Source organism: Actinoplanes sp. NPDC049316 (assembly GCF_040677315.1).
Taxonomy (GTDB): Bacteria; Actinomycetota; Actinomycetes; order Mycobacteriales; family Micromonosporaceae; genus Actinoplanes.
The window spans coordinates 257,506-280,675 of sequence record NZ_JBFAQM010000003.1; the positions used below are offsets into that span (position 1 = coordinate 257,506).

Genomic DNA, 23,170 nt, shown 5'->3' on the forward strand with positions numbered 1-23,170 from the left:
GACCCGTATCACACGGTCCACCGGCCGTGCCGCCGTCACGCGGCACGAGCCTACGGTCCGGATATGCACAGCGTCGTGTCGTCGAAGCGAGACCTACCCGTGGTGGTCGGCATCGACGGGTCGCGCTCCCATCCGGAGACCGTCGATCTGGCCGCCGACCAGGCAGCCCGCCTGCGCGCGCCGTTGCTGATCGTGCACGTCTGGCCCGGCCACTACTCCGGCGCGTTCCGGATCCGTGGCGCGATCCCGACGCAGGACGACGGGAAGCACCTGCTGGACCTCGCGGCACGCCGGGCGCAGCTGCGGATACCGGATCTGGACGTGAGCACGGAACTGGCCGACGGCAGCGCCGCGCAGGTGCTGGTCGAGCGTTCCGAACATGCCCGGCTGCTCGTGGTCGGGCACCGCGACGTCATCCTCACCCGGCCCAGCTGGGGTTCCACCACCGCGTACCTGGCCCATCACGGCTCCTGCCCGCTGCTGGTGCACCGGGGTGTCGTGCCCGGGCGCGGCCCGGTGGTGCTCGCGGTCTCCACGCGCGACGGTGCGGCCGCCACGATCAGGTACGCGTTCGAGGAGGCAGCCGCCACCGGCAGCCGGCTGGTGGCGTTGCACGTGTGGACGTACACCGGACCGGGGCCCGCCGGTGGCACGCCCGCCACCGGTTTCGCGGTGGCCCGGCGCGAGGCCGACGCCCGGCTCGCGGAGGCGATGGAGGGCTGGGACGCGCGGTTCCCCGACGTCGACATCGAACGGCTGCTCGTGCACGACGTCGACATCGGCTACACCCTCGAACGGGCGTCGCGGCGCGGACGGCTCCTGGTCGCCGGCATGGGGCGCAGCGGACGCTTCGTGGAGCTGCTCTACGGCTCGCTCGGCGGGACGCTGCTGCGCCAGACGGCGTGCCCGGTCCTGCTGGTCCCGCCGGGCTGGACCGTACCCAAGGCGGCCCGTGCGGCCCGGCGGCCCGCGGCGGCGCGCCGGCACTGACCTGGCGGAGGTGCCCATGCTCGGCTGGCAGGTACGCGAACCCGGTTCCGATCCGCGGCGGGCGCTGCGGCGGGTGCCGATGCCGGTTCCCCGGCCCGGCCCGGGCGAGCTGCTCGTGGCCGTGGACGCGTGCGGGGTGTGCCGCACGGACCTGCACGTCACCGCCGGTGAGCTGCCCGTGCACCGCCCCGGCGTCGTGCCGGGCCACGAGATCGTCGGGCACGTGCTCGAACTCGGGGAGGACGTCACCGGTTTCCGTCCCGGCGACCGGGTGGGCGTGGCCTGGCTGCGGGAGACCTGCGGCGAGTGCCGCTACTGCCGGTCGGGCGCCGAGAACCTGTGCCCGCGGTCGCGCTACACCGGCTGGGACGCCGACGGCGGGTACGCGGACTGCACCACCGTACGGGCGGATTTCGCGTACGTCCTGCCCGGCGGCTATCCCGTCGCCGAGCTGGCGCCGCTGCTGTGCGCCGGCATCATCGGCTACCGCGCGTTGCGTCGCGCCGAGCTGCCGCCGGGCGGGCGGCTGGGCATATACGGCTTCGGCGCCTCCGCCCATCTGACCGCCCAGGTCGCGATGGCGCAGGGCGCGCGGGTGCATGTGCTCACGCGTTCCGTGGCGGCGCAGAAGCTGGCGCTCGAGCTGGGCGCGGCCTCCGCCGGCGGCGCGGCCGACGAGCCGCCGGAGCCGCTGGACTCGGCGATCCTGTTCGCGCCGGCGGGCGAGCTGGTGCCGGTGGCGCTGCGGGCGCTCGACCGCGGCGGGACGCTGGCCGTCGCGGGGATCTACCTCACCGACATCCCGGTGCTGAACTACGACCGCGAGCTGTTCCGGGAACGCACGCTGCGCAGCGTCACCTCGAACACCCGCGCGGACGGCCGTGAGCTGCTCGCGTTCGCCGCCGCGCACCACCTGGCCGTCTCGGTGAGCCCGTACCCGATGGGCGAGGCGGCGACCGCCCTGAGCGACCTGGCCGCGGACCGGGTGACCGGGGCGGCGGTGCTCATCTGCTGAAGCACCGCCGCCCGCGCCGGAATGATCACACCTTGTGGCTCTGCGCCGCGGCCGCGGCCGCCAGCGCGACGCCCCACTGCCGGGCACGCTCGCGCTCACCCTCCACCAGCGGGCCGGTCGTGTCGGTGACGAGGAAGTTCTCAGCCGGCAGCACGATCCGGCAGCCGAGCCGGCGCAGCTCCTTCTGCGCCTTGCGGGCCGCCGAGCCCGGGAGCAACGGCTTGTTGACCTTGGTGTCGAAGGCCGCCGCCGGGATGCCGTGCAGCACCGGCGAGCAGTCGAAGTACTCGCGCAGGCCGGCCGCCACCGAACCCTCGCGGACGGTGCCCTTGCGGGCCGCGTCCTCGCGGGTGGACGCCCTGCTCATGCTGAACGCGTGGGTCGGGCCGCCGACGACCAGCAGGTCGACGCCGTACGCCCGGGGCATCCCGGACACGTCGGCGATGCTGACGTCGTACGTGTCCTGCAGGCCCTCGGCGATCGCGCAGGCGATGGACTGGGTGTTGCCGAACATCGACTCGAAGATGATGAGCGCTTTCATGCCGGCCTCCCTACGGCGTCGGGTACTTGGCGAGGATCTCGCGCAGCCGGTCGACGAAGCGCAGCGACTCGTCGTGCTCGCGCTGCCAGACGTTGCGCCCGAAGATCAGCCCGGTGGCGCCGGCCGACATGGACTCCTGGGCCTTCTCGATCATCACGTCGTCGCCGGCCCGCGATCCGCCGGAGACCAGCACCATGGTCCGGTTGGCGGCCCGCACGACGGCGTCGATCGCCTCCTGGCTGCTGTAGTCCGCCGCGTACGCCGCCGGCACGTCGGTCTTCTTCTCCGGGTGCGGGAAGTTGACCTTGACGACGTCGGCGCCGAGCTCGCTGGCGGTACGCGCGGCGTAGTGCACGGCGTAGAAGGAGTCCTTGCCGCCCTTGTGCTCGATCGCCTCGCCGCGCGGGTACGCCCACACGATGAGCGGCATGCCCAGCCGCTGGGCCTCCTGCCGCACGACGCGGTACTGGGCGAAGTCGGCGTCTTGGGCGGGGCTGCCGACGTAGAGCGTGTAGCCGACGGCGTCCGCGCCGAGGCGCACGGCGTCCTCCACGGAGGCGTGCAGCGGCGACAGGGCCCGCTCGTCGGAGGGGATGTCGGTCTTGCCGTTCAGCTTGAGGATCAGCGGGACCTCGCCGGCGAAGTCCCAGAAGAACTTCTCCGCGAGCCCGACCTGGATCGCGATGCCGTTGAACCCGCCCTCCACGGCCAGCTTCACGATGTACCGGGGGTCGGCGGCGATCGGGTCGGCGAAGAAGTCCCGGGGCCCGTGCTCCAGGCCCTGGTCGTAGGGGAGGAACAGCGCCGTGCCGTTGCCGAGTCCGTGCTTGTAGAGGATCCGGTGCAGGCGGGCCTTCTTGCCCGCGCTGAGCCCGCAGTTGGCCAGCCGCAGCCGCGTTGTCATGGCGGCCTCCTTTCCTTGCGTTCACCCTCACCCCGGAAGGCTCAGCGACCCCAGAGTCCAACGGCCCGCGCGGGCGGGCAAAGCCGTCCGCCGCCGCCGCGGATCGCGCCGATCGCGGCGTCCAAAGCCGGCTCCGGGCCGTCGGTCCGGATCGGACAGGCCTCGGGCCAGGCGTCGCCGTCGGCGGCCAGGGCGGCCGCGATCGCCGCGTCGGCGTCGGACGCGCCGGGGGTACGTCGGGCCAGCCGCGCCGACACCGTCGCGGGGGCGGCCGTGCACCGCAGCTCGGTGAGCCCGGCCCGGGCGGTGCCGGCGAGGAGGCGGGCGGCCGCCCGGTGCGCGTCGCGGTTCCACGAGGCGTCGAGCACGACGCTCTCGCCCATCGCCAGCAGCGACTCCGTCCGGCGCAGCATGGTGGCGTACACCTTCTCCGTCCAGGCGGGGGAGTAGATGCCCTGCTCGTACGCCGCGGCCGCCCGGGTCTGCGGTGGCAGGCCGGCCAGCTCCTTGCGGAGCGGGTCGGAGCTGATCAGCACCGCGCCGAGCCGGTCGGCCAGCGCGCCCGCGAGCGTCGTCTTACCGGTGCCGGGCGTGCCGCCGGTGAGGATCAGCCGTACGGCGCCGGCCCGCAGGTGGCTCAGGGTCAGCTCCGTGTACGCCGTGACGTCCGCGGCCGCCGCCGGATCGCCCTGCTCGTGCCGTACACAGCCCACCTTGGCCCGCACGAACGCCCGGTACGCGACGTAGTGGTGCAGCAGCGCGGCGGGAGCGGGATCGCCGCTGAACTCCGCGTACGTGTCCAGGAAGGCCCGCGCCTCGGCCGCGGCGCCCAGGTGCTCGACGTCCATCGCCAGGAACGCCACGTCGTCCAGCACGTCCACGTAGCGCAGCTTGTCGTCGAACTCGAGGCAGTCGAGGATCCGCGGCCCGTCGGGCAGGCAGAAGATGTCGTCGGCGATGAGGTCGGCGTGGCCGTCCACCACGTGCCCGCCCGCGATGCGCCCGGCGAACAGCGGCTCCCGCCCGGCGAGGAAGTCGTGCGTACGCCGCTCCACCTCGGCCGCCGCGTCCGCGTCGAGGACACCGCCGTGGAACGGGCGCAGCTGCGCGAAGGTCGCGTCCCAGCGTCCCAGCAGCGCGTCCCGGGTGCCCTCCGCCGAGACCTCCGGGCCCCGGCGGGCGGTGGCGTGGAAGGCGGCGAGCACCCGCGCGAGCCGGCGCAGCTCCGCGCGGACGTCCTGGCCCGACCGGATCAGCGTGGACAGCCGCCGCTGCGCCGGCATGCGCCGCATGACGACGAGGTGATCGCAGATCACGCCGCCGGGACCGCGCACGTCGGCGACGCCCAGGTACACGTCGGGCGCCAGCCGGCGGTTGAGGGCCACCTCCCGATGGCACACGGCTTCCCGGTCCGCCCGGTCGCGGAAGTCCAGGAACCCGAGGTCGACCGGCTTCTTGAGCTTGTACGCCCGGTCGCCCACGAAGAACAGCACGGCGGCGTGCGTCTCGGCGACGGCTGCGGGACCGGATGCTGTCATGACTGACCTCGCCGGGTCCGGTGGCTGGTGCCGTCCTCCACGCTCGTCGCCCCGCCGGCGCGCCGCCAGGGAGAAACGGGGGGCGCTACGGGGACCAATGGCCCTGGGGCCGGGCGCGCCCGCGCGCTGGGATGGAGGCAAACGCACCACGACCGACGGAGGTGCCGCCATGACACACGTACGGACCTGGACAGTCGACATCAACATCAGTGAGCACGAGGACGAGCGCCGCACCCACGCCGACGCGATCCTGCGCGGCGCGCGTACGGTGTGCGGCCGTGGCGAAGCCCGCCGCCGGCCGTCCGACCAGGAGGTGCCGGAGATCGGCGACGAGCTCGCCACCGCCCGTGCGCTCGCGGACCTGGCCTACCAGCTGCTCGACGTGGCCGCCGGCGACATCGAGCAGTTCACCCACAAGCCCGTGCACCTGAGCTCCTGACGGGCCGGCCGTGTCCTCGCTGACCGTCTTCGACCTGCTGGTGCTGCACCCGTTCCTGTCCGGCATGCCGGGCGCCCGGCTGCAGCAGGTCGCCGCGTACGGCCGGCCGGTGGTGTGGCCGCCGGGCTACCGGGTGTTCCGTGAGGACGCCCCGGCGGTGAACCTGTGGCTGCTGACCGCCGGCGAGGTGAGCCTGGACTTCCACGTACCCGGGCGCGGTGAGGTGGTCGTCGGCCGGGTGGGCGGTGGCGGGCTGCTGGGCCTGTCCTGGATCCGGCCGCCGTACCGCTGGTCGGTCGGGGCGGTGACCACCGCGCAGTGTCACGCCGTCGAGCTGGAGGCCCGCGGCCTGCGCAACCTCATGGCCGAGGACTGCGCGACCGGGACCGACCTCGCCCAGCGCTTCCTGCGGGTGCTGGCCGAGCGGCTCGACGCGGCGCGCCGCGGTCTCATCCCGCTGGGCGCGGCCCCCGACGGGGTCGCGGGGACCCTCAGCCGTGCCGTCGGGGACGAATGACCCTGGAGCGCGGGCCGCCGCGGAGTTGTGGTGGAGGTAGGCGAACGCACTCCGGGAGGCCGCCATGAGCCAGCTCGACGACAGAAGGACGGAAGCCCAGGCCCGCCACGGCATGGGCACGACGGCGCCGACCCGCTACGGCCAGGTCATCAACCGTTACCTGGGGGCGACCGGGTACCGCGAGACCGCCACCGGCACGCCGGCGCGGACCCGGGCCTCGACCGGGGTGGTGCTCGTCGGCGTCGACGAGACGCCGGCCAGCTACACGGCGGTCGATCATGCCGCCGTCGAGGCGGAGCTGCGCGGCTGGAGCCTGCGCATGATGCACGTCCAGCACTCGTACGAGCTCAGCGAGGCCTCCCGGGGCGCCGCCGCGCGCCTGCTGGAGCACATGACCGACCGGGTGCACGCGTACTCGCCGGGCGTGCCCGTGACCAGCCGCATCGCCATCGGCTCCGCCGCGCCGCTGCTGCTCTCGAACGCGCACGACGTGAGCCTGATCGTCGTCGGTCACCGGCACCGGGCGACGGGGACCGCGTTCGGGCTCAGCGTGGCCGACCGCGTGGTCTCGCACCACGCCGGCCCGGCGATGGTCGTCCGCGTGCCCGGCTGGCCGCCCGGACCGGACTTCGGCGCCCGGCCGATGGTCGTCGGCGTCGACGAGAAGACCGGGCCGGAGGTCACCCGGTTCGCCCTGGAGGAGGCCCGGGTCCGCGGCTGCGAGCTCATCGTCGTGCACGCCGGGACCGCCCCCGTGGCGGCGGGACACCTGGACGAGCCCGGCGGCGTCGTCGTCCACGAGCGGCTCGTCTCGGGCGACCCCGCGGCCGCGCTCATCGACTTCTCGGGCCGCGCGGCGGCCGTCGTGGTGGGCCGGCGCGGCCCCGGCGGGCTGGCCGGCGCGCTGCTCGGCTCGGTCAGCCGTGCCATGGTCCATCGGGCCCAGTGCCCGGTGTTCCTGGTGGGCTGACCGTTCCGGCATCCGTTTTCCGTTTTTCCGAGACAGAAGGGGAGGTGCGGCGATGACCGGCACCGTCACTGCAGGCAACCGGAACTTCGTGGCGGCCGGGACGCTGTCACGCGCGGTCCTGTCCGAGTGCGTCCGCACGGCCACCGCCGCGCCCTCGCTGCACAACAGCCAGCCGTGGCGCTTCCGCATCGGCGACGAGCACGTCGACGTGTACGCCGACCGCACCCGGCAGCTGACGGTCCTCGACCCTGCCGGGCGCGAGCTCCTGATCAGCGTCGGCGCCGCGGTGTTCACCCTGCGCCTCGCGATCCGCGACGCCGGCTGCCTGCCCGTGCTCGAGCTGTTCCCGGAGCCGGGCGAGCCGGACCTCGTGGCCCGCGTCTCGGTGGGGCGGCGTGCGGCCTCGACGCCGGGGGTGGCCTCGCTGGCCCTGGCCGTCGGGCGCCGGCACACCAACCGCTACCCGTTCGCGGACACCGCGTTGCCGGCCGACGCCGTCGAACGGCTCGTCACCGCCGCCCACCTCGAGGGCGCGGCGCTGGCCGTGGCGAGCCCGGTCGGCCGCGACGCCATCCTGGGCATGTCTCGCGCCGCGGACCGGCGCCTGCGCCACCGCGACGGCTACGACGACGAGCTGGCCCGCTGGACCCAGCCGGGCCGGAGCCGCCGCGACGGCGTGCCGGTGACCGCGATCGGCCCCTGGGACGCCCTGGAGATCCTGCCCGTCCGCGACTTCGCGCTGCCGCGCCGCGACCGCGACCCGCTCACCGCCGAGTTCGAGCCGCATCCGGCCATCGTCGTGCTCGCGACGCGCGGCGACGGACCGGCGGAGTGGCTCAAGGCGGGGCAGGCCCTGCAGCGGGTGCTGCTCACGGCGACCGCGCTGGGCCTGGCGACCACGCCGATCAGCCAGCCGGTCGAGCTGCCGGCGGTCCGGGCGCTGCTCACCGACACCGGTACGGGCACATGGGCGCAGATGGTGCTCCGGGTCGGATACGGCCGCCCGGTGCCCGCCACGCCGCGCCGCCCGCTGAAGGACGTCCTGCTGGGGTGATGGCCGTGAACACGCTCGTCGTCGTGGTGTGGGTGCTGATCGGGATGCACCTCGTGGCGCTGGCCTTCGCGCCGCTGCTGACGCCGAAGGACCCGCCCGGCCGGGGGGCGCGTGTCGACCCCTGCCTCGGTCCGGTCATCGGGCTGCCGCCGGACCGTCCCGCTCCGTCGCCCGTCCGCGATCCTTCGCCGGACGGGGTCCTTCAGGCGCAGCTGTTCTCCGGGGAGATCAGCCGGGACGAGTACCGGGCCGCGATGGCGCGGCTGGCCGAGCAGGACGAGCGCGAGCACCCGGTGCCGTTCGCCTGAGGTCGGTGTCCCGCGTCCAGCCCCGCTTGCTCTCCGGGCGTTGAGAGGCCCACCGGCAGATCTGACGGCGAATTTCAGGTGCGACCGTTGATGACCAGTCAGCGTGTCGCTCCGCCGCCCGAGGTTCCCATCCCAGTGCCGGTGGGCTCCCGACCAGCGTCGCTCCGCCGAGGGGACGGCGGACAGGGCCGAAGGTCCCGCATCGCGCCCGGCGCGCCGACCGGTGCGAATATTCCAGCCGTTCGGCTCACGGCGTCCCGATCATGATCCGCTACTTTGTGTGATGTCCGATAGGCCCGACGACTGTGGGAGTTCCCTGGTGGTTGACGTGACGAGCGCACAGGCGCCCGCCCGGGATCGCTATTTCGATACTCTCCGTGCATTGGCCATCGTTCGGGTGGTGGCGTACCACGCGTTCCACTACGCCGTCCTCGCCCTGCTCTTCCCCTCGATGGGCGTGATGTTCGCCCTCGGCGGCTCGCTGATGGCGAAGTCCCTCGACCGCTCGCCCGGCACGAAGGTCATCCGCAGCCGCGTCCGCCGGCTGCTGCCCGCCCTGTGGGTCATGGGGCTCGTGCTGGTGCCGCTGATGCTCGCCGCCGGCTGGGCCCGCCACCCCGCCTGGCCGGACTTCCTGCTCTGGGTCGTACCCCTGGCCACCCCGCCGGCCAGCCACGGCCTCGGCGACGTCGGCGCCGAGGGGGCCGGAGTGCTCTGGTACCTGGCCACTTACCTGTGGCTGGTGCTGCTGTCCCCGCTGCTGCTGCGGCTCTACCGGCGCCGGCCGCTGCTGACGATCGCCGTGCCGCTGCTGATCCTGGCCGCGCTGCACAGCCAGCCGATCGTCACCGGCAACAACGCCGTGCAGACCGCCGGGTACGTGCTGACGTTCCTGCCGTGCTGGCTGCTCGGCTTCGCTCACCGCGACGGCGACCTGCGTAAGCTCAAGCCCGCCCTGGTCGCCGCCATCGCCGGCGCGCTGACCGTGGTGAGCCTCGGCTGGGTGGTCGAGCACCCCGGCCCCGGCGGCCTGGACCTCGTGCCGTTCCCGCTGGCCCACGCCCTGTACTCGATGGGCTTCGTGCTCGCCCTGCTGCGCCTCGACCCGGACATGGCCTGGCTCGGCCGGCTGCCGCTGCTGCAGCGCCTGGTGGCCGCGCTCAACAACCGGGCCGTGACCATCTACCTGTGGCACAACGTCGTCATCACGGTGGCCATCATCGTGGGCGACCGGCTGCGGCTCTGGGACGTGCATCAGGGGCTGATCGTCTACCTGGCGTTCTCCGGCATCGCGCTGTCCATGCTGCTGTTCGCGGTCCTCGCGGTCGGCTGGGTGGAGGACCTCGCGGCCCGCCGCACGCCGCGGCTGCGGCCGTGGCCGGTCCCGGCGCCCCGGCACGCCGCCGGCCGGGGGCCGGGCATGGAGCGCCGTTCCCGGGTCGGCGCCGCGGCCTGACCGCGGGTCAGGACGCGGGCGGCAGGGAGAGCGTGAAGACCGATCCGACGTTGACGGTGGACCGCAGCGTGACGTCGCCGCCCATGGCGCGGGCCAGATGGCGTGCGATGAACAGGCCGAGGCCGGTGCCGCTGGTGCTCATGGTCATGGGGTCCTCGACGCGGTGGAACTTCTCGAAGACCTTCTCCAGCGAGTCCGACGGAATGCCGCGGCCCTGATCCCGGACGTCGACGTGCAGCCGGCCGTCGTCGCGGCGGAGCCCGACCCGGACCGTGCGGTCCTCGGCGGAATACTTGAGACCGTTCCCGATCAGGTTCGTGAGCACCTGGACCGTACGGCCGCTGTCGCAGCGGGCCGGCCAGGCGCCGTCCGGCTCGGTCAGCACGACCCGGTCCGAGCCGAGGTCTCCGACGGCCTGCCGCACGATCGCGGCCAGGTCGTGCGTGCCGACGTTCACCTGCAGCGCGGCCTCGTCGGGGTGGTCGCCGACCCGCGAGGCCAGCAGCAGGTCCTCGACCAGCCGGGACAGGTGGGCCGCCCGGTCCCCGATCAGCGCCAGCGCGTCGGCGCGCTTCTGCGGTGTCATCCGCTCGCCACGGGTACGCAGCAGGTCGACGTACCCCATGATCGGCGTGAGCGGCGTACGCAGCTCGTGCGACACCATCGCGATGAAGTCCGACTTGAGCCGCTCGGTGCGGTACTCGCGGGTCAGATCGCTGATGACGACGACGTCGCGGACCAGCTCGCCAACCGCGAAGATGGCCGAATGGGCGAGCCGCAGCCGCCGCTGCTCACCGTCCGGGCGCCGGACCGTCAGTTCGGTCGCGACCCGCGGTGTCTGCACGGAGACGGGCAGCAGCAACGCCTGCTCCTCCGCGGCGGGCACCTCGAGCAGGGCGCCGAGCGGCCGGCCGGTCGCCTCCGCCGCGGGGACGCCGACGATCTCGCTCAGCGCCTGGTTCCAGACCTGGACCAGCCCGGCGCCGTCGATGACCATGATGCCCTCGGCGGACTGCTCGACGACGGCCTGCAGCTTGCTGCGCTCCTCGGTGAGCCGCTCGAGGTGCTCCGCGCCGCGGATGGCCACCGCCAGCGCATTGCCCAGCGAGGCCAGCAGGGTGACGTCGCCGGTGGACATCCGCCGGCGGCGGCGGGTGGCGAACGCCGCCGTGCCGAACCGGCCGCCGCCGCCCTCGACCGGGACGACGACGGCGTGCCGCAGGCCCAAGGGCAGGTTCTCGGTCAGCTGCACCGCCGCGTCGGTGTCGCGCAGGCCGGCGAGGTACGCCGGCGCCGGCCCGGTGCGGACCTCGGACGGCTCGCCCGACTCGACCGACAGGGCCGCCTCGGCGTCGCGCAGCACGATGACGCCCACGTCGGCGTCGAACGCCTCCCGGACCAGCACGAGGAACCTGCGGACGACGTCCTCGCGCCCGGCGAGCGCCTCGGAGAGCAGCAGCAGGGCGGACGAGCGCGACCGCTCCTCCGACTCGCGGGCGGCGGCCCGGTACGCGTACGTGACGGCGAGGGCCGGCATGGCCATGAACGGCAGCAGCACCGGTGCGTGCAGCGCGATGGCGGTCGTTATGAGCCCGGTCGCGACGGTCCCGATCGCCATGTAGACCGACAGCCGGGCCTCGTCGCGCACGATCGACCACGCCGGCGCGCCGTTGATGACGGCGAGGATCTGGGCCAGGCAGCACAGGTTGACCATCGTGAAGGCGAGCGTGCCGATCAGGACGCCGGCCAGCACCCGGACCGTCAGGGCGCCGCCCGTGCCGCCGATCAGCTGGGCGAGCAGGACGAGCACTGACACGGCCGCGGTGTACGTACCCAGGTTGAACAGCGCCTTCACGGCCGGGCGCCGCTGCACCACGCTCGCGAGCACCAGGCCGGCGACGGCGGCCAGCAGGGCGTGCCGCGGCGGCAGCAGCAGGACGTCGATGATCAGGGCGGCCTCGTAGAGGCTGAGCTCCTCCACCGCCTCGCCGTGGCGCAGCCGCACCACCGTGATCTCGGCCAGGCAGGTCAGCACGATGAGGCCGGGCACCAGCCACGCCGCCGGCACGCCGGCGCCGGCCAGCACGCTCGCGCGGCCGGGCAGGGCGACGACCACGACCGAGCCGAGGGCGGCGCCCAGCGTCACGACCGCCGTGACCCTGCGCAGGATCGGGTCCCCGGCGTACCCGCGCACGGCGCCGGCCACCCGCTGCGGGAGCGGGCGGCCGGCGCCGGGCGACGGGGCGGTCACGACTGCGGCAACCAGGCCCAGGACGAGGCGCTCCAGCGGTCGGCGGCCCAGGCCCGCGCGGCCCAGTCCTCGCCGGCCCACGCGCGGGCGGTCCAGTCCTCGCCGGCCCAGGCACGGGCGGTCCAGTCCTCGCCGGCCCAGGCACGGGCCGCCCAGTCCGTGGACGCCCAGGCCCGCGCCGCCCACGCGCGGGCGGCCCAGGCACGCGCCGCCCAGCCGTCGTCCGCGCCGGCCCAGGCCCGGGCGGCCCACGCCCGCGCCGCCCAGGCCCGGGCGGTCGGGTCGAGCTGCGCCCACGCCCGGGCGGCCCAGTCCCGCGACGCCGGGGTCAGCTGCGCCCAGGCGCGCTCGGCGGACTGCCCGTCGCCGGCCACGATGGCCCGGGTGAAGGCGGACCAGCGCTTGGCGTCCCGGCGTACCGTCTCGGTGTCCTGCTCGTAGCGGCTCTGCGCCTTGCTCGTACGCCACGCCGGGGCGGCGGCGAGCGCGCCCGGGACGTCGAGGCCACCGGCGCCCCCGCCGGCGGCGGCGGTCAGGCCCGCGCTCGGGTAGGCCGTCTCGATCAGCAGGTTCTTGACGGCGTCGGGGCCGAGCTTCGGCTGCACCGCCAGCGTCGCGGCGACGGCGCCGGAGGTGACCGCGGCGGCCATCGAGGTCCCGGACCCGCGGAAGTACGCGTCGTCCACGCGGGCCGACGGGTTGCCCCGGTCGACCGCGCTGCCGGGCGAGCGCAGGCTCACCACGTGCCCGCCGGCGGCGACCAGGTCCGGCTTGGCGTCGCCCTGCGAGGTCGGGCCGCGCCCGGACCAGACCCCGACCACGTCGTCGCCGCGGCCGGCGGTACCGGCCGCGTCCAGCCCGCCCGTGGTGAGCAGGACGGGGTCGTTGCCGGGGGCCGTCACCGAGCCCGTGCCCGGGCCCTCGTTGCCGGAGGGCACCACGACCGTGACACCCTGGCGCCACAGCGACTCGAGAGCCTGGTTCAGCGGGTCCACCTGGTACGGCAGCGGGCTGTCCGAGGACAGGGAGAGGTTGAGGACCTGGACGTCCTTGCGGTGGTCGCTGACCCACTGCAGGCCCCGCAGGACGGTGACGAGGTCGGTACGCCCGTCCGCGTCGGCGACCTTCACGTCGACCAGGTCGGCGCCGGGGGCGACCCCCCGGTACGCGCCGCCCGACGCGGCTCCCGAGCCCGCGATGAGCCCGGCCATGAAGGTGCCGTGGCCGTAGCCGTCACCGCCGCCCGTACCGGTCAGGTCCACGCGGGCCGCCACGCGCCCGGTGAGGTCGGCGACGTCCGCGATGCCGGTGTCGACCACCGCCACGGTCACGCCCCGGCCCTCGTCGCCGCGGGCGGGCATGCCGAGCATCTGGCGGACGGTCGTGGCGCTGCCGGCGCCGTCGGACGTGGCGCCGGCGACGGTGAGCTCCCGTTGCGGCGCGACCGTCCACCCGGGTCCCAGCGCCGCGCCCTGCGGCAGCAGCGCCGCGACGCCCCGGGCCAGTGGCAGGCGCGCCACCACGCGGCCGCCGGCCGCCTCGACCGCGCCCGCAGCGGCCTCCGAGCCGGCGCCGGTCACCACGACCTCGTGCCAGGAAACCGCGAGCGGCTGCGCCACCGCGGGTACCGGCAGGGTGATCATGGTGACAGCGGCGGCTGCGGCCAGCCCTATCCGGCGGCGACGGTTGTTCCTCATGAGCCACACACCTCGTTTGTCGGCGGGACGTCTTCGTCTGGCGCGCCGGCCCGCGGAGCGGGTGCCGGCGCGTGGAAGAGCATCGGCGCCGAAGCGGAGGACTTGAGCTGAAATTGAGGTGGGTTCCGCGCGGTCACCGGTCGCTCACCCGGACCTGATCGCCGAGCACACCGTCGATCAGGTCGAGGACGGCGTCGGCGGTGAACGGCTTGGCCAGGTAGTAGTCGACACCGCCGGCCCACGCGCGTGACCCGGTGCCCGGCTCGGCCGCCGCGGTCAGCATCAGCACCGGGACCGGTTCGCCCGGCAGGGCGCGGATCGCCTCCAGCACGGCGAAGCCGTCCAGGCCGGGCATCATCACGTCGAGGATGACGAAGTCCGGGCAGACGGCCTCCACGGCCTGCACGGCGGCCAGGCCGTCCACCGCCACGCTGACCTCGTAGTCCTCGAGCTCCAGCACGTCGGTCAGCAGGCTGCGGATTCCCGGGTCGTCGTCGACCACCAGGATGCGTGCCATCGGTGCCATCCTCTCGGCGTCCGGCCGGCGGCGGACGCGGTCATGACGCGGCGCTGCAGGCCGTACGCCCGGCCTGCGCTTGCGCCTCCTCGGCCGCCTGGACCCAATCGATCGGGTGTGCCTGCAGCTGGGGGTGAGCCAGCAGCAGCGCGAGTTCCTGCCGGTCCGCGACGGGCAGCGAGCCCGCCTCGGCCTGAGTCACGAGCAGGTGTGCGGTGCGCAAGGCGCCGGCTACGCCCAGGCCCGAGGGGTCCGGCCGGTGCGGGGTGTCGCGCTGCGCGACGGCGACCACGACGGGCGGCGGCACGCCCCACAGGTGCAGCAGCTCGACGGCCACGTCGCGGAACGGCACGCCGTCGCGGGTGCCGGCCTCGAGGTCGGCGGCGGCGTCCGCCCCGGCGAGGCAGATCAGGTGCCCGACGTCCTGCAGCAGCGCCGCCGCCTGCGCGTGCGGCCGGTTCGCCGGCGACGCCACCTGCTCCACCAGCAGCGCGGTCGCCCGGGCGTGCCGCCACGTCGCCGCCAGCAGCGGTTCGCTGCCCGGGTACCAGCCGGCGGGGGACCAGGACCGGTGCCCGGCGTCGGCGACGGCCTGGACCATCGGTACGCCCATCGCCCGCACGATCGACTCGATGGAGTAGTTGCGCGGGCGGGCGCCGAAGAACCGCGAGCCGGACAGCTGGAGCAGCTTCGCGGCGAGGCCGACGTCGCAGACGGCGGCGTGCACGGCAGTCTCCACGGTCGCGTCGGGGGCGAGCAGCGCGGCGACGCTGTCGGCGTGGCCGGGCGACTCGGGGATGGACAGCACGGCCCCGGCGAGGCGGCGGGCGAGGCTCGGACGGGAGGCGCAGGTACGCAGCAGGAGCTGGTCGATCACGGCGGTCAGGCTGTCGGCGTCCGAGGGCTTGGTGAGGAAGCGGTGACCCGCCATCGCCACCTTCACGATCACCTCGGGCTCGATGTGGCCGGAGAGCACCACCCGGGCCACCCCGGGGTGCGCCCGCCCCGCCTCGGTGAGCAGCTCGGCGCCGTCCATGCCGGGCATCCGCATGTCCGAGACCACGACGTCGTACGGCGCGCCGGCGAGCGCCTCCAGCGCCTGGGCGCCGGAGGTGGCGAAATCCATGTCCCAGTCGTACCGGCGGGCGCGCAACGACCGGCGCAGCCCGTCGAGGATGCGCGGCTCGTCGTCGACGAAGAGGATCCGGGGCAGGCTCATGCGTCCTGGCGCCCGTTCACCGGCAGGTGCAGGGTGAAGGTGGTGCCCCGGCCGGGCGCCGATTCCACGTCGATCGATCCGCCGTGCCGGTCGACGACCGCCCGGGCCAGGGCGAGGCCTTGGCCGGAGCCCTTGCCCACGCCCTTGGTGGTGAAGAACGGGTCGAAGATGGACTGGCGGATGTGCTCCGGGATCCCGCTGCCGTCGTCGGTGACGCGGATGACGACGTCCGGCCCTTCCAACCGTGTGCTGATCAGGATGCGGCCGCGCTCGTCCCGGCCCTCCATCGCGTCGGCCGCGTTGACCAGCAGGTTCAGGAAGACCTGGTTGAGATCGCCGCGGTGGCACAGCACCTCGGGCAGCTCGGCCAGGTCCAGGGTGACGTCGGCGACGTACTTGACCTCGTTGCGGGCCACCGTCAGGGTCGTGCGGATCGCCTCGTTGAGGTCGGCGTACGACTGCTCGACGGTGTCCTTGTAGCTGAACGACTTCATCGCGCGCACGAGCGACGCCACCCGCTCGACGCCGTCGAGGGTCTGCCGCACCGCCGCCGGGATCTCGGCGACGAGGTACTCGACGTCCGCCTTCTCCTCGGCCTCGCGGGCCCGGGCGGTGCGCTCGTCCCACGCCACCTCGCCGAGGTCCGGGGCCAGGCACTCGCGGTAGACCATCAGCAGCTGCCACATGTCCTGGTAGGCGTCCGCGAGGAACCGGGTGTTGTCGCCGACGAACTGGATCGGCGTGTTGATCTCGTGGGCCAGCCCGGCCGACAGCCGCCCCAGCGACTCGAGCTTCTGATCGTGGTGCGCCTCGAGGTCGGCCTTCCGCGCCGCGGTGACGTCGCGGAAGGTCACCACCGCCCCCGGGTCGCCGGCGCCCTCGTGCAGCGGCGCGACGGAGCACATCACCTGGAAGGAACTGCCGTCCTTGCGGACGAAGACCTCGTCGGTCATCGCCGCGGGCCGGCGCAGGGCGCACTCGTCGACGCCCGCCGGCCCGCCGGGCCGGTGCACGAATTCATGCACACTGCGGCCGAGCAGTTCGCTCTCGGCCCACCCGAGCATCTGGGACGCGGCCCGGTTCATCGACGTCAGCCGGCCCGTACCGTCGACGGTGTAGAGGCCCTCGGCCATGTCCCGCATGAGAGCGTCGCGCAGCGCCGCGGCCGTTTCCTGCTCGGTGACGTCGGACAGGAAGAGGCAGACGCCGTCCGGGGTGGGCGCGCAGTCGGCCCGCCACCTCCGCCGCCGGCCGCCCTGCGTCGCGTCGATCCGCAGATCCGCGACCGGGGATCCCGTCTCGCGGACGTCTCGCAGCGCGCGGACGAGCTCATCGGCGCCGGGTAGCGCGTCGGCCGCGGTCCGCCCGGCGAGCGAGGCCGCCGGCTCGCCGGTGATCGCCTCGAACGCCGCGTTGCACCGGACGAACCGCAGCTCCCCGTCGAGGAAGGCGATCCCGGCCGGCGCTGCCGCCTCCGCCGCCCGCAGCAGGGCCGAGGCGTCGGTCCGGTCTTCTCCCACGGCTCACCCCTTCGCGGCCCGCGGCGCGGCATGCTCCCTTTCCTGCCCATCGGCACCACGACGGCGCATCTGAGGTGAAACACGTGTTGCCGGATTTGCCGGAAATCTGTACCGACGACCGCGGACGCCGATAGGGATGGAGTAGCGCAGACCCCACGCGGCCGGGAGTCATGAGATGGACAGCATGCCGATAGCGGTACGGCGGTGGTTCCGGCGGACGGACACCATGCTGGGCCAGGTCCGTACCCTCTTCCTGCTCTTCGTCCTGATCTGGCCGTTCTTCGGTCTGTGGGGCGTACGCCGCGCCCCGGCGCCGCTGGCGGTGGCCGCCGTGGTCGCGACGCTGTGCCTGGTGGGCTGGCTCGTCCTCGGCTACCGGCGGCAGCGGTTCCCGGTCTGGAGCTGGGTGGTCGAGGGGATGGGCGTCGCCGTCGTCGCCGGCGCCTCCGGGTACGGCACGACCATCGGCGTGTGCTTCCTGTGGATCAACTTCCGCGCCCTCTACGGCTGCCTGCGCGAGAAGCTGGTGGCCGTCGCCACGCTGACGGGGATCATGGCCGTCGGCATCACGGTGTTCCACGCCTCGGCCGAGGCGGTCGTGTCGCTGCTGATCACGGCGTTCCTCGCGCTGGTGGTGAATCACGTCCTCGCCCGGGCGGCCGCGGCGCGCGACCGGGCCGCCGCCCGGGAACGCGCCGCCGCGTCGGCCGGCGCCGGCCTGGTCGCGTCGACCACCCGGCAGGACGCCATGGACGTCACCCTGGGCGCCGCGCTCAGCATGGACGGGCAGGTGAGCGCCGCACTGGTGGTCACCATCGCCGGTCCGGCCCTGCACGTCGTCGCGGCGGCAGGGGAGATCGGCGTGGAGGCCGCCGGCTGGGTCGTCGAACGTACGGCCCTGCCCGACGAGGCCGGGGCGGCGCTGGTGCCGGGCGGCTTCGTGCAGCTCACCGGCGACGCGGCGCAAGAGGCCAGCGCGGTGTTCCGGCTCCGGCCGCACCCGGTCGTCGTCCTCGCCCCGCTGGCCGTCAACGGCTCCTGTTTCGGCCTGCTGGTGCTCGCGCTGACCCGGCGCCCGCAGGACGACCTCTCCTCGTCGGTCACGACGCTCGCGGACGAGGCGGCGCTGACCCTGGACCAGTTGCTCAGCCGGACCCGGCTGAAGGCCGTGGTGGACCATTCCCCGGACGCACTGGTGCTGGCGAGCGAGGCGGGCGTGATCCGGTTCGTCAACCCGGGCACGGAGAAGCTGCTCGGCGTCACGGCATCGAGCCTGACCGGCCGCGATCTCTGGTCGCTGCTGCACCCCGACGACCGCGACGGGGTCCTCGCCGCCGCGGCCGGCCCGGAGCCGCCGGCGGCTCGGCCGTGCCGGCTGCGGATCGGCGACGAGGCGCAGTGGACCAGCGTCGAGGCGGTCATCGACTACGTCAACGAGCACGACGGGTCCCGCAGCATCGTGTTCAACGCCCGGGACGTCTCCGAGCGCCAGCGGCTGGAGCTGGACCTGCGGCACGCGCAGAAGCTCGAGTCGGTGGGGCGGCTCGCGGCCGGCATCGCCCACGAGATCAACACGCCGATCCAGTTCGTCGGCGACAACGCCCGGTTCCTCGAGACCGCGTTCGCCGACCTCAACCGGCTGCAGGAGGCGTACCGGGAGCTCATCTCGGCGACGCGCGGCGAGGCTCGCCACGCCGATCTCGTCGCGGACGTCGAGCGGATCGCCGACGAGATCGACATCGAGTTCCTCCTCGAGGAGGTGCCCATGGCGCTGCAGCAGAGCCTCGAGGGCATCAACCGCGTCGCCGGGATCGTGCGGGCCATGAAGGCCTTCGGCCACCCCGGCAGCGAGGAGAAGACCCAGGCCGACCTCGGCGAGGCCATCGCCAACACGCTGATCGTGGCGAACAACGAGATCAAGTACGTGGCCGACGTGGTCACCGACTTCGCGGAGCTGCCGCTGGTGCACTGCCACCTCGGCGACATCAACCAGGTGGTGCTGAACCTCGTGGTCAACGCGGCCCATGCCATCAGCGCCGCCGACCGCGGCCGGGGCACGATCACCGTCCGTACCCGGCTGGCGGACTCCCAAGTGGTGATCGAGGTGGCGGACACCGGTACGGGCGTACCCCCGGAGATCGCGGACAAGCTGTTCGACCCGTTCTTCACCACCAAGGAGGTCGGCACCGGAACCGGTCAGGGGCTGGCGCTGGTCCGCACCCTGGTGGTGGACCGGCACGGCGGCGAGGTCGACTTCACGAGCGAGCCGGGTGTGGGCACCGTGTTCACCGTCCGGCTCCCCGCGGACCTGGCGCAGGGCAGCGACATGGCGGAGGTGGGCGCATGACCCGGCGGCCGCACATCGTGTTCGTCGACGACGAGCCGCGCATCCTCAGCGGCCTGCGGCGCATGCTGCGGACCCATCGCGACCAGTGGGACATGTCGTTCGTGGAGGGCGGCCAGGCGGCGCTGGAGACGTTGCACAGCCGGCATTGCGACGTCATCGTGACGGACTACCGGATGCCGGGGATGGACGGCGCGCAGCTGCTCGAACGGGTCCGGGCCGAGTTCCCCGCGATGGCCCGGGTGATCTTGTCGGGGCAGGCCAACGAGGACAACCTGATGCGGATCATGGTGCTGGCGCACGAGTTCCTGCACAAGCCCAGCACTCCCGACCAGATCGTCCGGGCGGTGCAGCGGCTCATCCCGGCCGACCCGTCGGCCGCCGAGGAGGCGGTCCGGCGCGACGTGGCGGTCATCGAGTCGCTGCCCAGCCCGCCGCGGACCCTGGCGGAGCTGACCAGCGCCCTCGCGGCGGAGGACGCCTCGGCGCAGTCGGTCGGGCACGTGCTCGAGCGCGACCCGGCGGTGGCCGCCAAGGTGCTGCACCTGGTGAACTCCTCGGCGTACACGACGGGGCACAAGGTCAACGGCGTGGTGCAGGCGACCGCGTTGCTGGGGGTGCCGACCGTACGCGGCCTGGTGCTCATGCACGACCTGGTGCAGATCTTCGACCCGGACGGCGCGCTGCCCGCCGCCTGGATCGAGGCGCTGACGGAGCACGCGGTCGAGACGTCGCGGCTGGCGGGCCGGCTCGCCGCCGGACGGGAGTGGGAGGGCCACGCGTTCACCGCGGGCCTGCTGCACGAGGTCGGGCAGCTGGTGCTGGCGTCCTCGCGGCCCGCCGAGTTCGCGGCAGTCCTCGGGCAGTGGCGCGACCGGCAGGAGGCGACGCTCTGCCAGGCCGAGTCGGAGGCGTTCGGCCTCGACCACCGGCAGATCGGCGCGCGCCTGCTGCGGCTGTGGTCCCTGCCGGAGCCGGTGATCGAGGCGGCGGCCGCGCACCAGGAGCCGGTCGCCGGCGCGGACGTCGCCGACGCCGCCACCGCGGTCGCACTCGCCCATCACCTCGCCGAGGCGGAGTTGGGATTCGTCTGCGGGTCGCCCGAGGCGCCGACCGGCATCGAGGATCTCGGCGGGCCCGTACGCGAAGCGGTCAGCCGCTGGCAGCGGGAGCTGGCCGCGCGGGCGCGCTGACGCCGCCCTCCGTCACGATCACCGGCTCGGCGACGCCGTCCTCCAGCGCGGCGAAGTTGCGCAGCCGGGTGAGCAGGCCCACCGTGACCTCCTGGCCGGCGCTGACCAGCCGGACGTGCGATCTGCTGGTGACCGGGGCGGCCAGCACCATGCCGGGCCGCAGGTCCTGCAGCGCGACCGCGCGGACGGTCTCCTCGCCCGAGGCCGCGGCGGCCGTGCCGAGCACGGCGGCGAGCGCGGGGTCGTAGGGCCCCTGCCGGGAGCCGAGCGTGGCCGCGGCGGCGGCCGGCGTCGCGCCCTCGGTGAGGAGCTGGTCGTAGTCCTGCACGAGACGGATCAGCCGGGCGCCCAGCGGGATCGCCGGGCCCGCGACGTCGTCCCCGGGCGGGCCGGAGCCGTCGAAGTCCTTCCGTGAGTAGCGGATGGCCTCGGCGACCGGGGCGAGCCGCGGGATGGCCGAGACGAGTTGCACGCTCACGTCCGGCAGGGCGTCCACCATGGCCTGCTCGGCGCCGGTCAGCTCGTCCCCGGCGGCGAGCTTGCCCGCCACGGCAGGCGGCAGGGAGACCACGCCGAGCTGGGACATCATCACCGCCAGCTCGGCCGCCCATCGGTCCTGGACCTCCTCCTCGAGCGCGTCCAGGATCCTCGCCGCGAGCCTCGCCATGCGGTTGGCCCGGCCGAACGCGTCCGGGCTGGACAGCGCGAGCACGTCGGTCAGCGCCTTGACACTGCCGTTGAGGGTCTGTTCCAGCAGCTCCCGCTCGGCGACCACGAGCCGGTGCTGGGCCACGCAGTCGCGCAGGGCGGCGCTCATGGTCTCGGTGTCGACCGGCTTGAGCAGCATCCGGAAGACCTGGCCGCGGTTGACGGTCGCCGCCGCGTCCTCGAGATCGGTGTGCCCGGTCAGCAGCATCCGGGTGGTGTCGGGGGCGACCTTGCGGGCCGCCGCGAGGAACTCCGCGCCGTTGATGCCCGGCATCAGGAAGTCGGAGACGATCACCTCGAACGGCTCCGGCTGGCGCAGCGCGAACAGGCCCTTCGCGGCGCCCACGGCGGTCTCCACGTCGAACTCGCGGCGCAGCTGCCGGCGCATGCCGTCGAGCAGGTTGGCCTCGTCGTCCACGAGCAGAACCCGTGGCCGCTTACCGGAAACCGTCATCGTCGCCCCCATCACCCGCGATTATCCCCGGCGAGGGCCGGTCGTCCGGGTGATACACGTGATCTGCCCCGATTTCGGTGACGGGGAAGGCGTGGCCGTCGCAGCCGCGGCCGCCCGGTCCTGCAAACAACCTGCAAGCGGTTATGTCTTCACATCGACATCCGTCTGTGTTGTCCTGGTACCAGGAAAGCGCTTGCTTCAGGGCAAAGCGGGCGTGGGAGCCGGGCTTTCATCGCACACGCCGACACCGCCGGCCGGCCGCCGCGGGGTCCACGTGCCGATCCGGCGTACTCCCGTCCTCCGATCCATCGCCGCAAGGCGTCACCGGTACGGCGCGAGCCGGCCGCAGCGACGCCGATCCCGGCGACCCGGGCAGACCACCGCGGTGCACCGCGCGCTGCCCACCGCGAGCCGCCACTCGCGGCACCACACCGACAGCACCCGCCGCCGCGGTCCGTCGCGCGGCGGCACCCGAACCCTGGAAAGGGAGAGAAGACCATGCGCACGAAACTGCTCGGCGCCTCCGCCGGCGCGGCCACGCTCGTCCTCGTCGGCGCCGGACTGGCCGGCGCCGGTTCCGCCTTCGCCGCCGACCGGCCCGCGGCCGCACCGGCCGCCGCGCCCCAGGCCGCGGCCGTCACCGATCTCGTCGGGTGGGCCACCCAGAACGGCGGGACGACCGGTGGCGGCAACGCCGCGGCCACGACGGTGACCAGCGCCTCCGCCCTCACCTCGGCGGTCGGTTCCAGCTCGGCGGCGGTCATCCGGGTGTCCGGCACGATCAGCTGCTCCGGGATGCTGCGCGTACGATCCAACAAGACGATCATCGGCAACGCGGGCGCGACGATCGTGGGCTGCGGCCTGAACGTCAACGGGGACCGCAACGTCATCATCCGGAACCTGACGTTCCGCGACTGGAACGACGACGCGGTCAACGTGCAGTCGTCGGCCACGAACATCTGGATCGACCACAACACCTTCAGCAACGGCCACGACGGCGCCGTCGACATCAAGCGCGGGTCGGACTTCGTGACCGTGTCGTGGAACCGGGTGTTCAACCACGACAAGTCGATGCTGCTCGGGCACAGTGACAGCAACGGCAGCGAGGACACCGGGCACCTGCGGGTGACGTACCACCACAACTGGTTCGACGCGTCGACGCAGCGGCACCCGCGGGTGCGCTTCGGCAACCCGGTGCACGTCTACAACAACTACTACTACAAGAACAGCGGGTACGGCGTGGCGTCGACCGAGGGCGCCGGCGTGCTCGTCGAGAACAACTCGTTCGAGGGCGTCCCGGACCCGTACCACCTCGGTGAGGCCGACTCGGGCCCGGGCACGCTGGTGGCACGGGGCAACCTGCTCGTCAACTCCGGCGCCGGGCAGACCGGCGGCAGCGTCAAGAGCATCCCGTACGCGTACACCGCCGACGCGGCGAGCAGCGTGAAGTCCATCGTCACGGCGAACGCCGGGGCGGGACGCATCTCCCTCTGACGCCCACCGGGTCCCCGCCGTGCCCGCGGCGGGGACCCTCC

20 protein-coding genes are annotated in these 23,170 nt (G+C 73.9%); 11 read left to right on the forward strand and 9 right to left on the reverse strand.

Annotated features, from left to right (window positions below):
- Positions 1–63 precede the first annotated feature (63 nt).
- Both AB0K03_RS06445 and AB0K03_RS06450 read left to right on the forward strand, forming a co-directional pair.
- A complete protein-coding gene (locus tag AB0K03_RS06445) occupies positions 64–990 on the forward strand; it encodes a universal stress protein (RefSeq protein ID WP_364681371.1) in 927 nt (308 codons plus the stop codon).
- A gap of 16 nt (positions 991–1,006) precedes the next feature.
- A complete protein-coding gene (locus AB0K03_RS06450; protein ID WP_364681374.1) occupies positions 1,007–2,005 on the forward strand; it encodes a zinc-binding alcohol dehydrogenase family protein in 999 nt (332 codons plus the stop codon).
- Positions 2,006–2,030: 25 nt separating this feature from the next.
- Here AB0K03_RS06450 and AB0K03_RS06455 read toward each other — a convergent pair whose 3' ends face one another.
- Genes AB0K03_RS06455 through AB0K03_RS06465 form a run of 3 tightly spaced genes read right to left on the reverse strand, consistent with a single transcriptional unit; the run spans position 2,031 to position 4,988 of the window.
- On the reverse strand, positions 2,031–2,546 hold the full coding sequence (locus AB0K03_RS06455) for a flavodoxin (protein ID WP_364681377.1): 516 nt from the start codon (positions 2,544–2,546) through the stop codon (positions 2,031–2,033).
- 10 nt (positions 2,547–2,556) lie between these two features.
- Entirely contained in the window at positions 2,557–3,450 is an 894-nt protein-coding gene (locus tag AB0K03_RS06460; protein WP_364681380.1) for a fructose-bisphosphate aldolase, read from the reverse strand.
- Between the two features lie 41 nt (positions 3,451–3,491).
- Positions 3,492–4,988: an AAA family ATPase gene (locus tag AB0K03_RS06465; protein ID WP_364681383.1), complete on the reverse strand. Its 1,497-nt coding sequence runs from the start codon at positions 4,986–4,988 to the stop codon at positions 3,492–3,494.
- A gap of 169 nt (positions 4,989–5,157) precedes the next feature.
- On the opposite strand from AB0K03_RS06465, the gene AB0K03_RS06470 reads away from it, so the two are divergent.
- From AB0K03_RS06470 to AB0K03_RS06495, 6 genes are all read left to right on the forward strand, one after another.
- Complete coding sequence (locus AB0K03_RS06470) at positions 5,158–5,427, forward strand: DUF1876 domain-containing protein (RefSeq protein ID WP_364681386.1); 270 nt, start codon at positions 5,158–5,160, stop codon at positions 5,425–5,427.
- Between the two features lie 10 nt (positions 5,428–5,437).
- On the forward strand, positions 5,438–5,944 hold the full coding sequence (locus AB0K03_RS06475) for a cyclic nucleotide-binding domain-containing protein (protein ID WP_364681389.1): 507 nt from the start codon (positions 5,438–5,440) through the stop codon (positions 5,942–5,944).
- Positions 5,945–6,008: 64 nt separating this feature from the next.
- Positions 6,009–6,914 (forward strand): universal stress protein, encoded by a 906-nt coding sequence (locus tag AB0K03_RS06480; RefSeq protein WP_364681391.1) that lies wholly within the window; start codon positions 6,009–6,011, stop codon positions 6,912–6,914.
- A 52-nt stretch (positions 6,915–6,966) separates the two neighbouring features.
- On the forward strand, positions 6,967–7,968 hold the full coding sequence (locus tag AB0K03_RS06485) for an Acg family FMN-binding oxidoreductase (RefSeq protein ID WP_364681393.1): 1,002 nt from the start codon (positions 6,967–6,969) through the stop codon (positions 7,966–7,968).
- Positions 7,969–7,973: 5 nt separating this feature from the next.
- A complete protein-coding gene (locus tag AB0K03_RS06490; RefSeq protein WP_364681395.1) occupies positions 7,974–8,276 on the forward strand; it encodes a hypothetical protein in 303 nt (100 codons plus the stop codon).
- A 283-nt stretch (positions 8,277–8,559) separates the two neighbouring features.
- Positions 8,560–9,732: an acyltransferase gene (locus AB0K03_RS06495; RefSeq protein WP_364681397.1), complete on the forward strand. Its 1,173-nt coding sequence runs from the start codon at positions 8,560–8,562 to the stop codon at positions 9,730–9,732.
- Between the two features lie 7 nt (positions 9,733–9,739).
- Here the strand turns inward: AB0K03_RS06495 and AB0K03_RS06500 are convergent, their stop codons facing one another.
- The 5 genes from AB0K03_RS06500 to AB0K03_RS06520 form a co-directional block, all read right to left on the reverse strand.
- Positions 9,740–11,983, reverse strand: coding sequence for an ATP-binding protein (locus AB0K03_RS06500; protein WP_364681399.1), 2,244 nt, complete (start codon positions 11,981–11,983; stop codon positions 9,740–9,742).
- Positions 11,980–13,680: a S8 family serine peptidase gene (locus AB0K03_RS06505; protein ID WP_364681401.1), complete on the reverse strand. Its 1,701-nt coding sequence runs from the start codon at positions 13,678–13,680 to the stop codon at positions 11,980–11,982. The genes AB0K03_RS06500 and AB0K03_RS06505 overlap by 4 nt, the downstream gene beginning before the upstream one ends.
- A 133-nt stretch (positions 13,681–13,813) precedes the next feature.
- Positions 13,814–14,197, reverse strand: coding sequence for a response regulator (locus AB0K03_RS06510; RefSeq protein ID WP_364681403.1), 384 nt, complete (start codon positions 14,195–14,197; stop codon positions 13,814–13,816).
- A gap of 40 nt (positions 14,198–14,237) precedes the next feature.
- A complete protein-coding gene (locus tag AB0K03_RS06515) occupies positions 14,238–15,416 on the reverse strand; it encodes a response regulator (RefSeq protein WP_364681405.1) in 1,179 nt (392 codons plus the stop codon).
- The gene (locus AB0K03_RS06520) at positions 15,413–16,936 is read right to left on the reverse strand and encodes an ATP-binding protein (protein ID WP_364681407.1); all 1,524 of its coding nucleotides are present in this window, start codon (positions 16,934–16,936) and stop codon (positions 15,413–15,415) included. The genes AB0K03_RS06515 and AB0K03_RS06520 overlap by 4 nt, the downstream gene beginning before the upstream one ends.
- 175 nt (positions 16,937–17,111) lie before the next feature.
- Between AB0K03_RS06520 and AB0K03_RS06525 the strand changes: the two genes are divergently transcribed.
- On the forward strand, positions 17,112–19,283 hold the full coding sequence (locus tag AB0K03_RS06525) for an ATP-binding protein (RefSeq protein ID WP_364681409.1): 2,172 nt from the start codon (positions 17,112–17,114) through the stop codon (positions 19,281–19,283).
- A complete protein-coding gene (locus tag AB0K03_RS06530) occupies positions 19,280–20,473 on the forward strand; it encodes an HDOD domain-containing protein (RefSeq protein ID WP_364681410.1) in 1,194 nt (397 codons plus the stop codon). Before AB0K03_RS06525 ends, AB0K03_RS06530 begins: the two co-directional genes overlap by 4 nt.
- On the opposite strand, the gene AB0K03_RS06535 is transcribed toward AB0K03_RS06530, so the two are convergent.
- Positions 20,433–21,635, reverse strand: coding sequence for an HD domain-containing phosphohydrolase (locus AB0K03_RS06535; RefSeq protein WP_364681412.1), 1,203 nt, complete (start codon positions 21,633–21,635; stop codon positions 20,433–20,435). The two genes, AB0K03_RS06530 and AB0K03_RS06535, sit on opposite strands and share 41 nt — an antisense overlap.
- A gap of 498 nt (positions 21,636–22,133) precedes the next feature.
- On the opposite strand from AB0K03_RS06535, the gene AB0K03_RS06540 reads away from it, so the two are divergent.
- On the forward strand, positions 22,134–23,129 hold the full coding sequence (locus AB0K03_RS06540) for a right-handed parallel beta-helix repeat-containing protein (protein ID WP_364681414.1): 996 nt from the start codon (positions 22,134–22,136) through the stop codon (positions 23,127–23,129).
- Positions 23,130–23,170 lie beyond the last annotated feature (41 nt).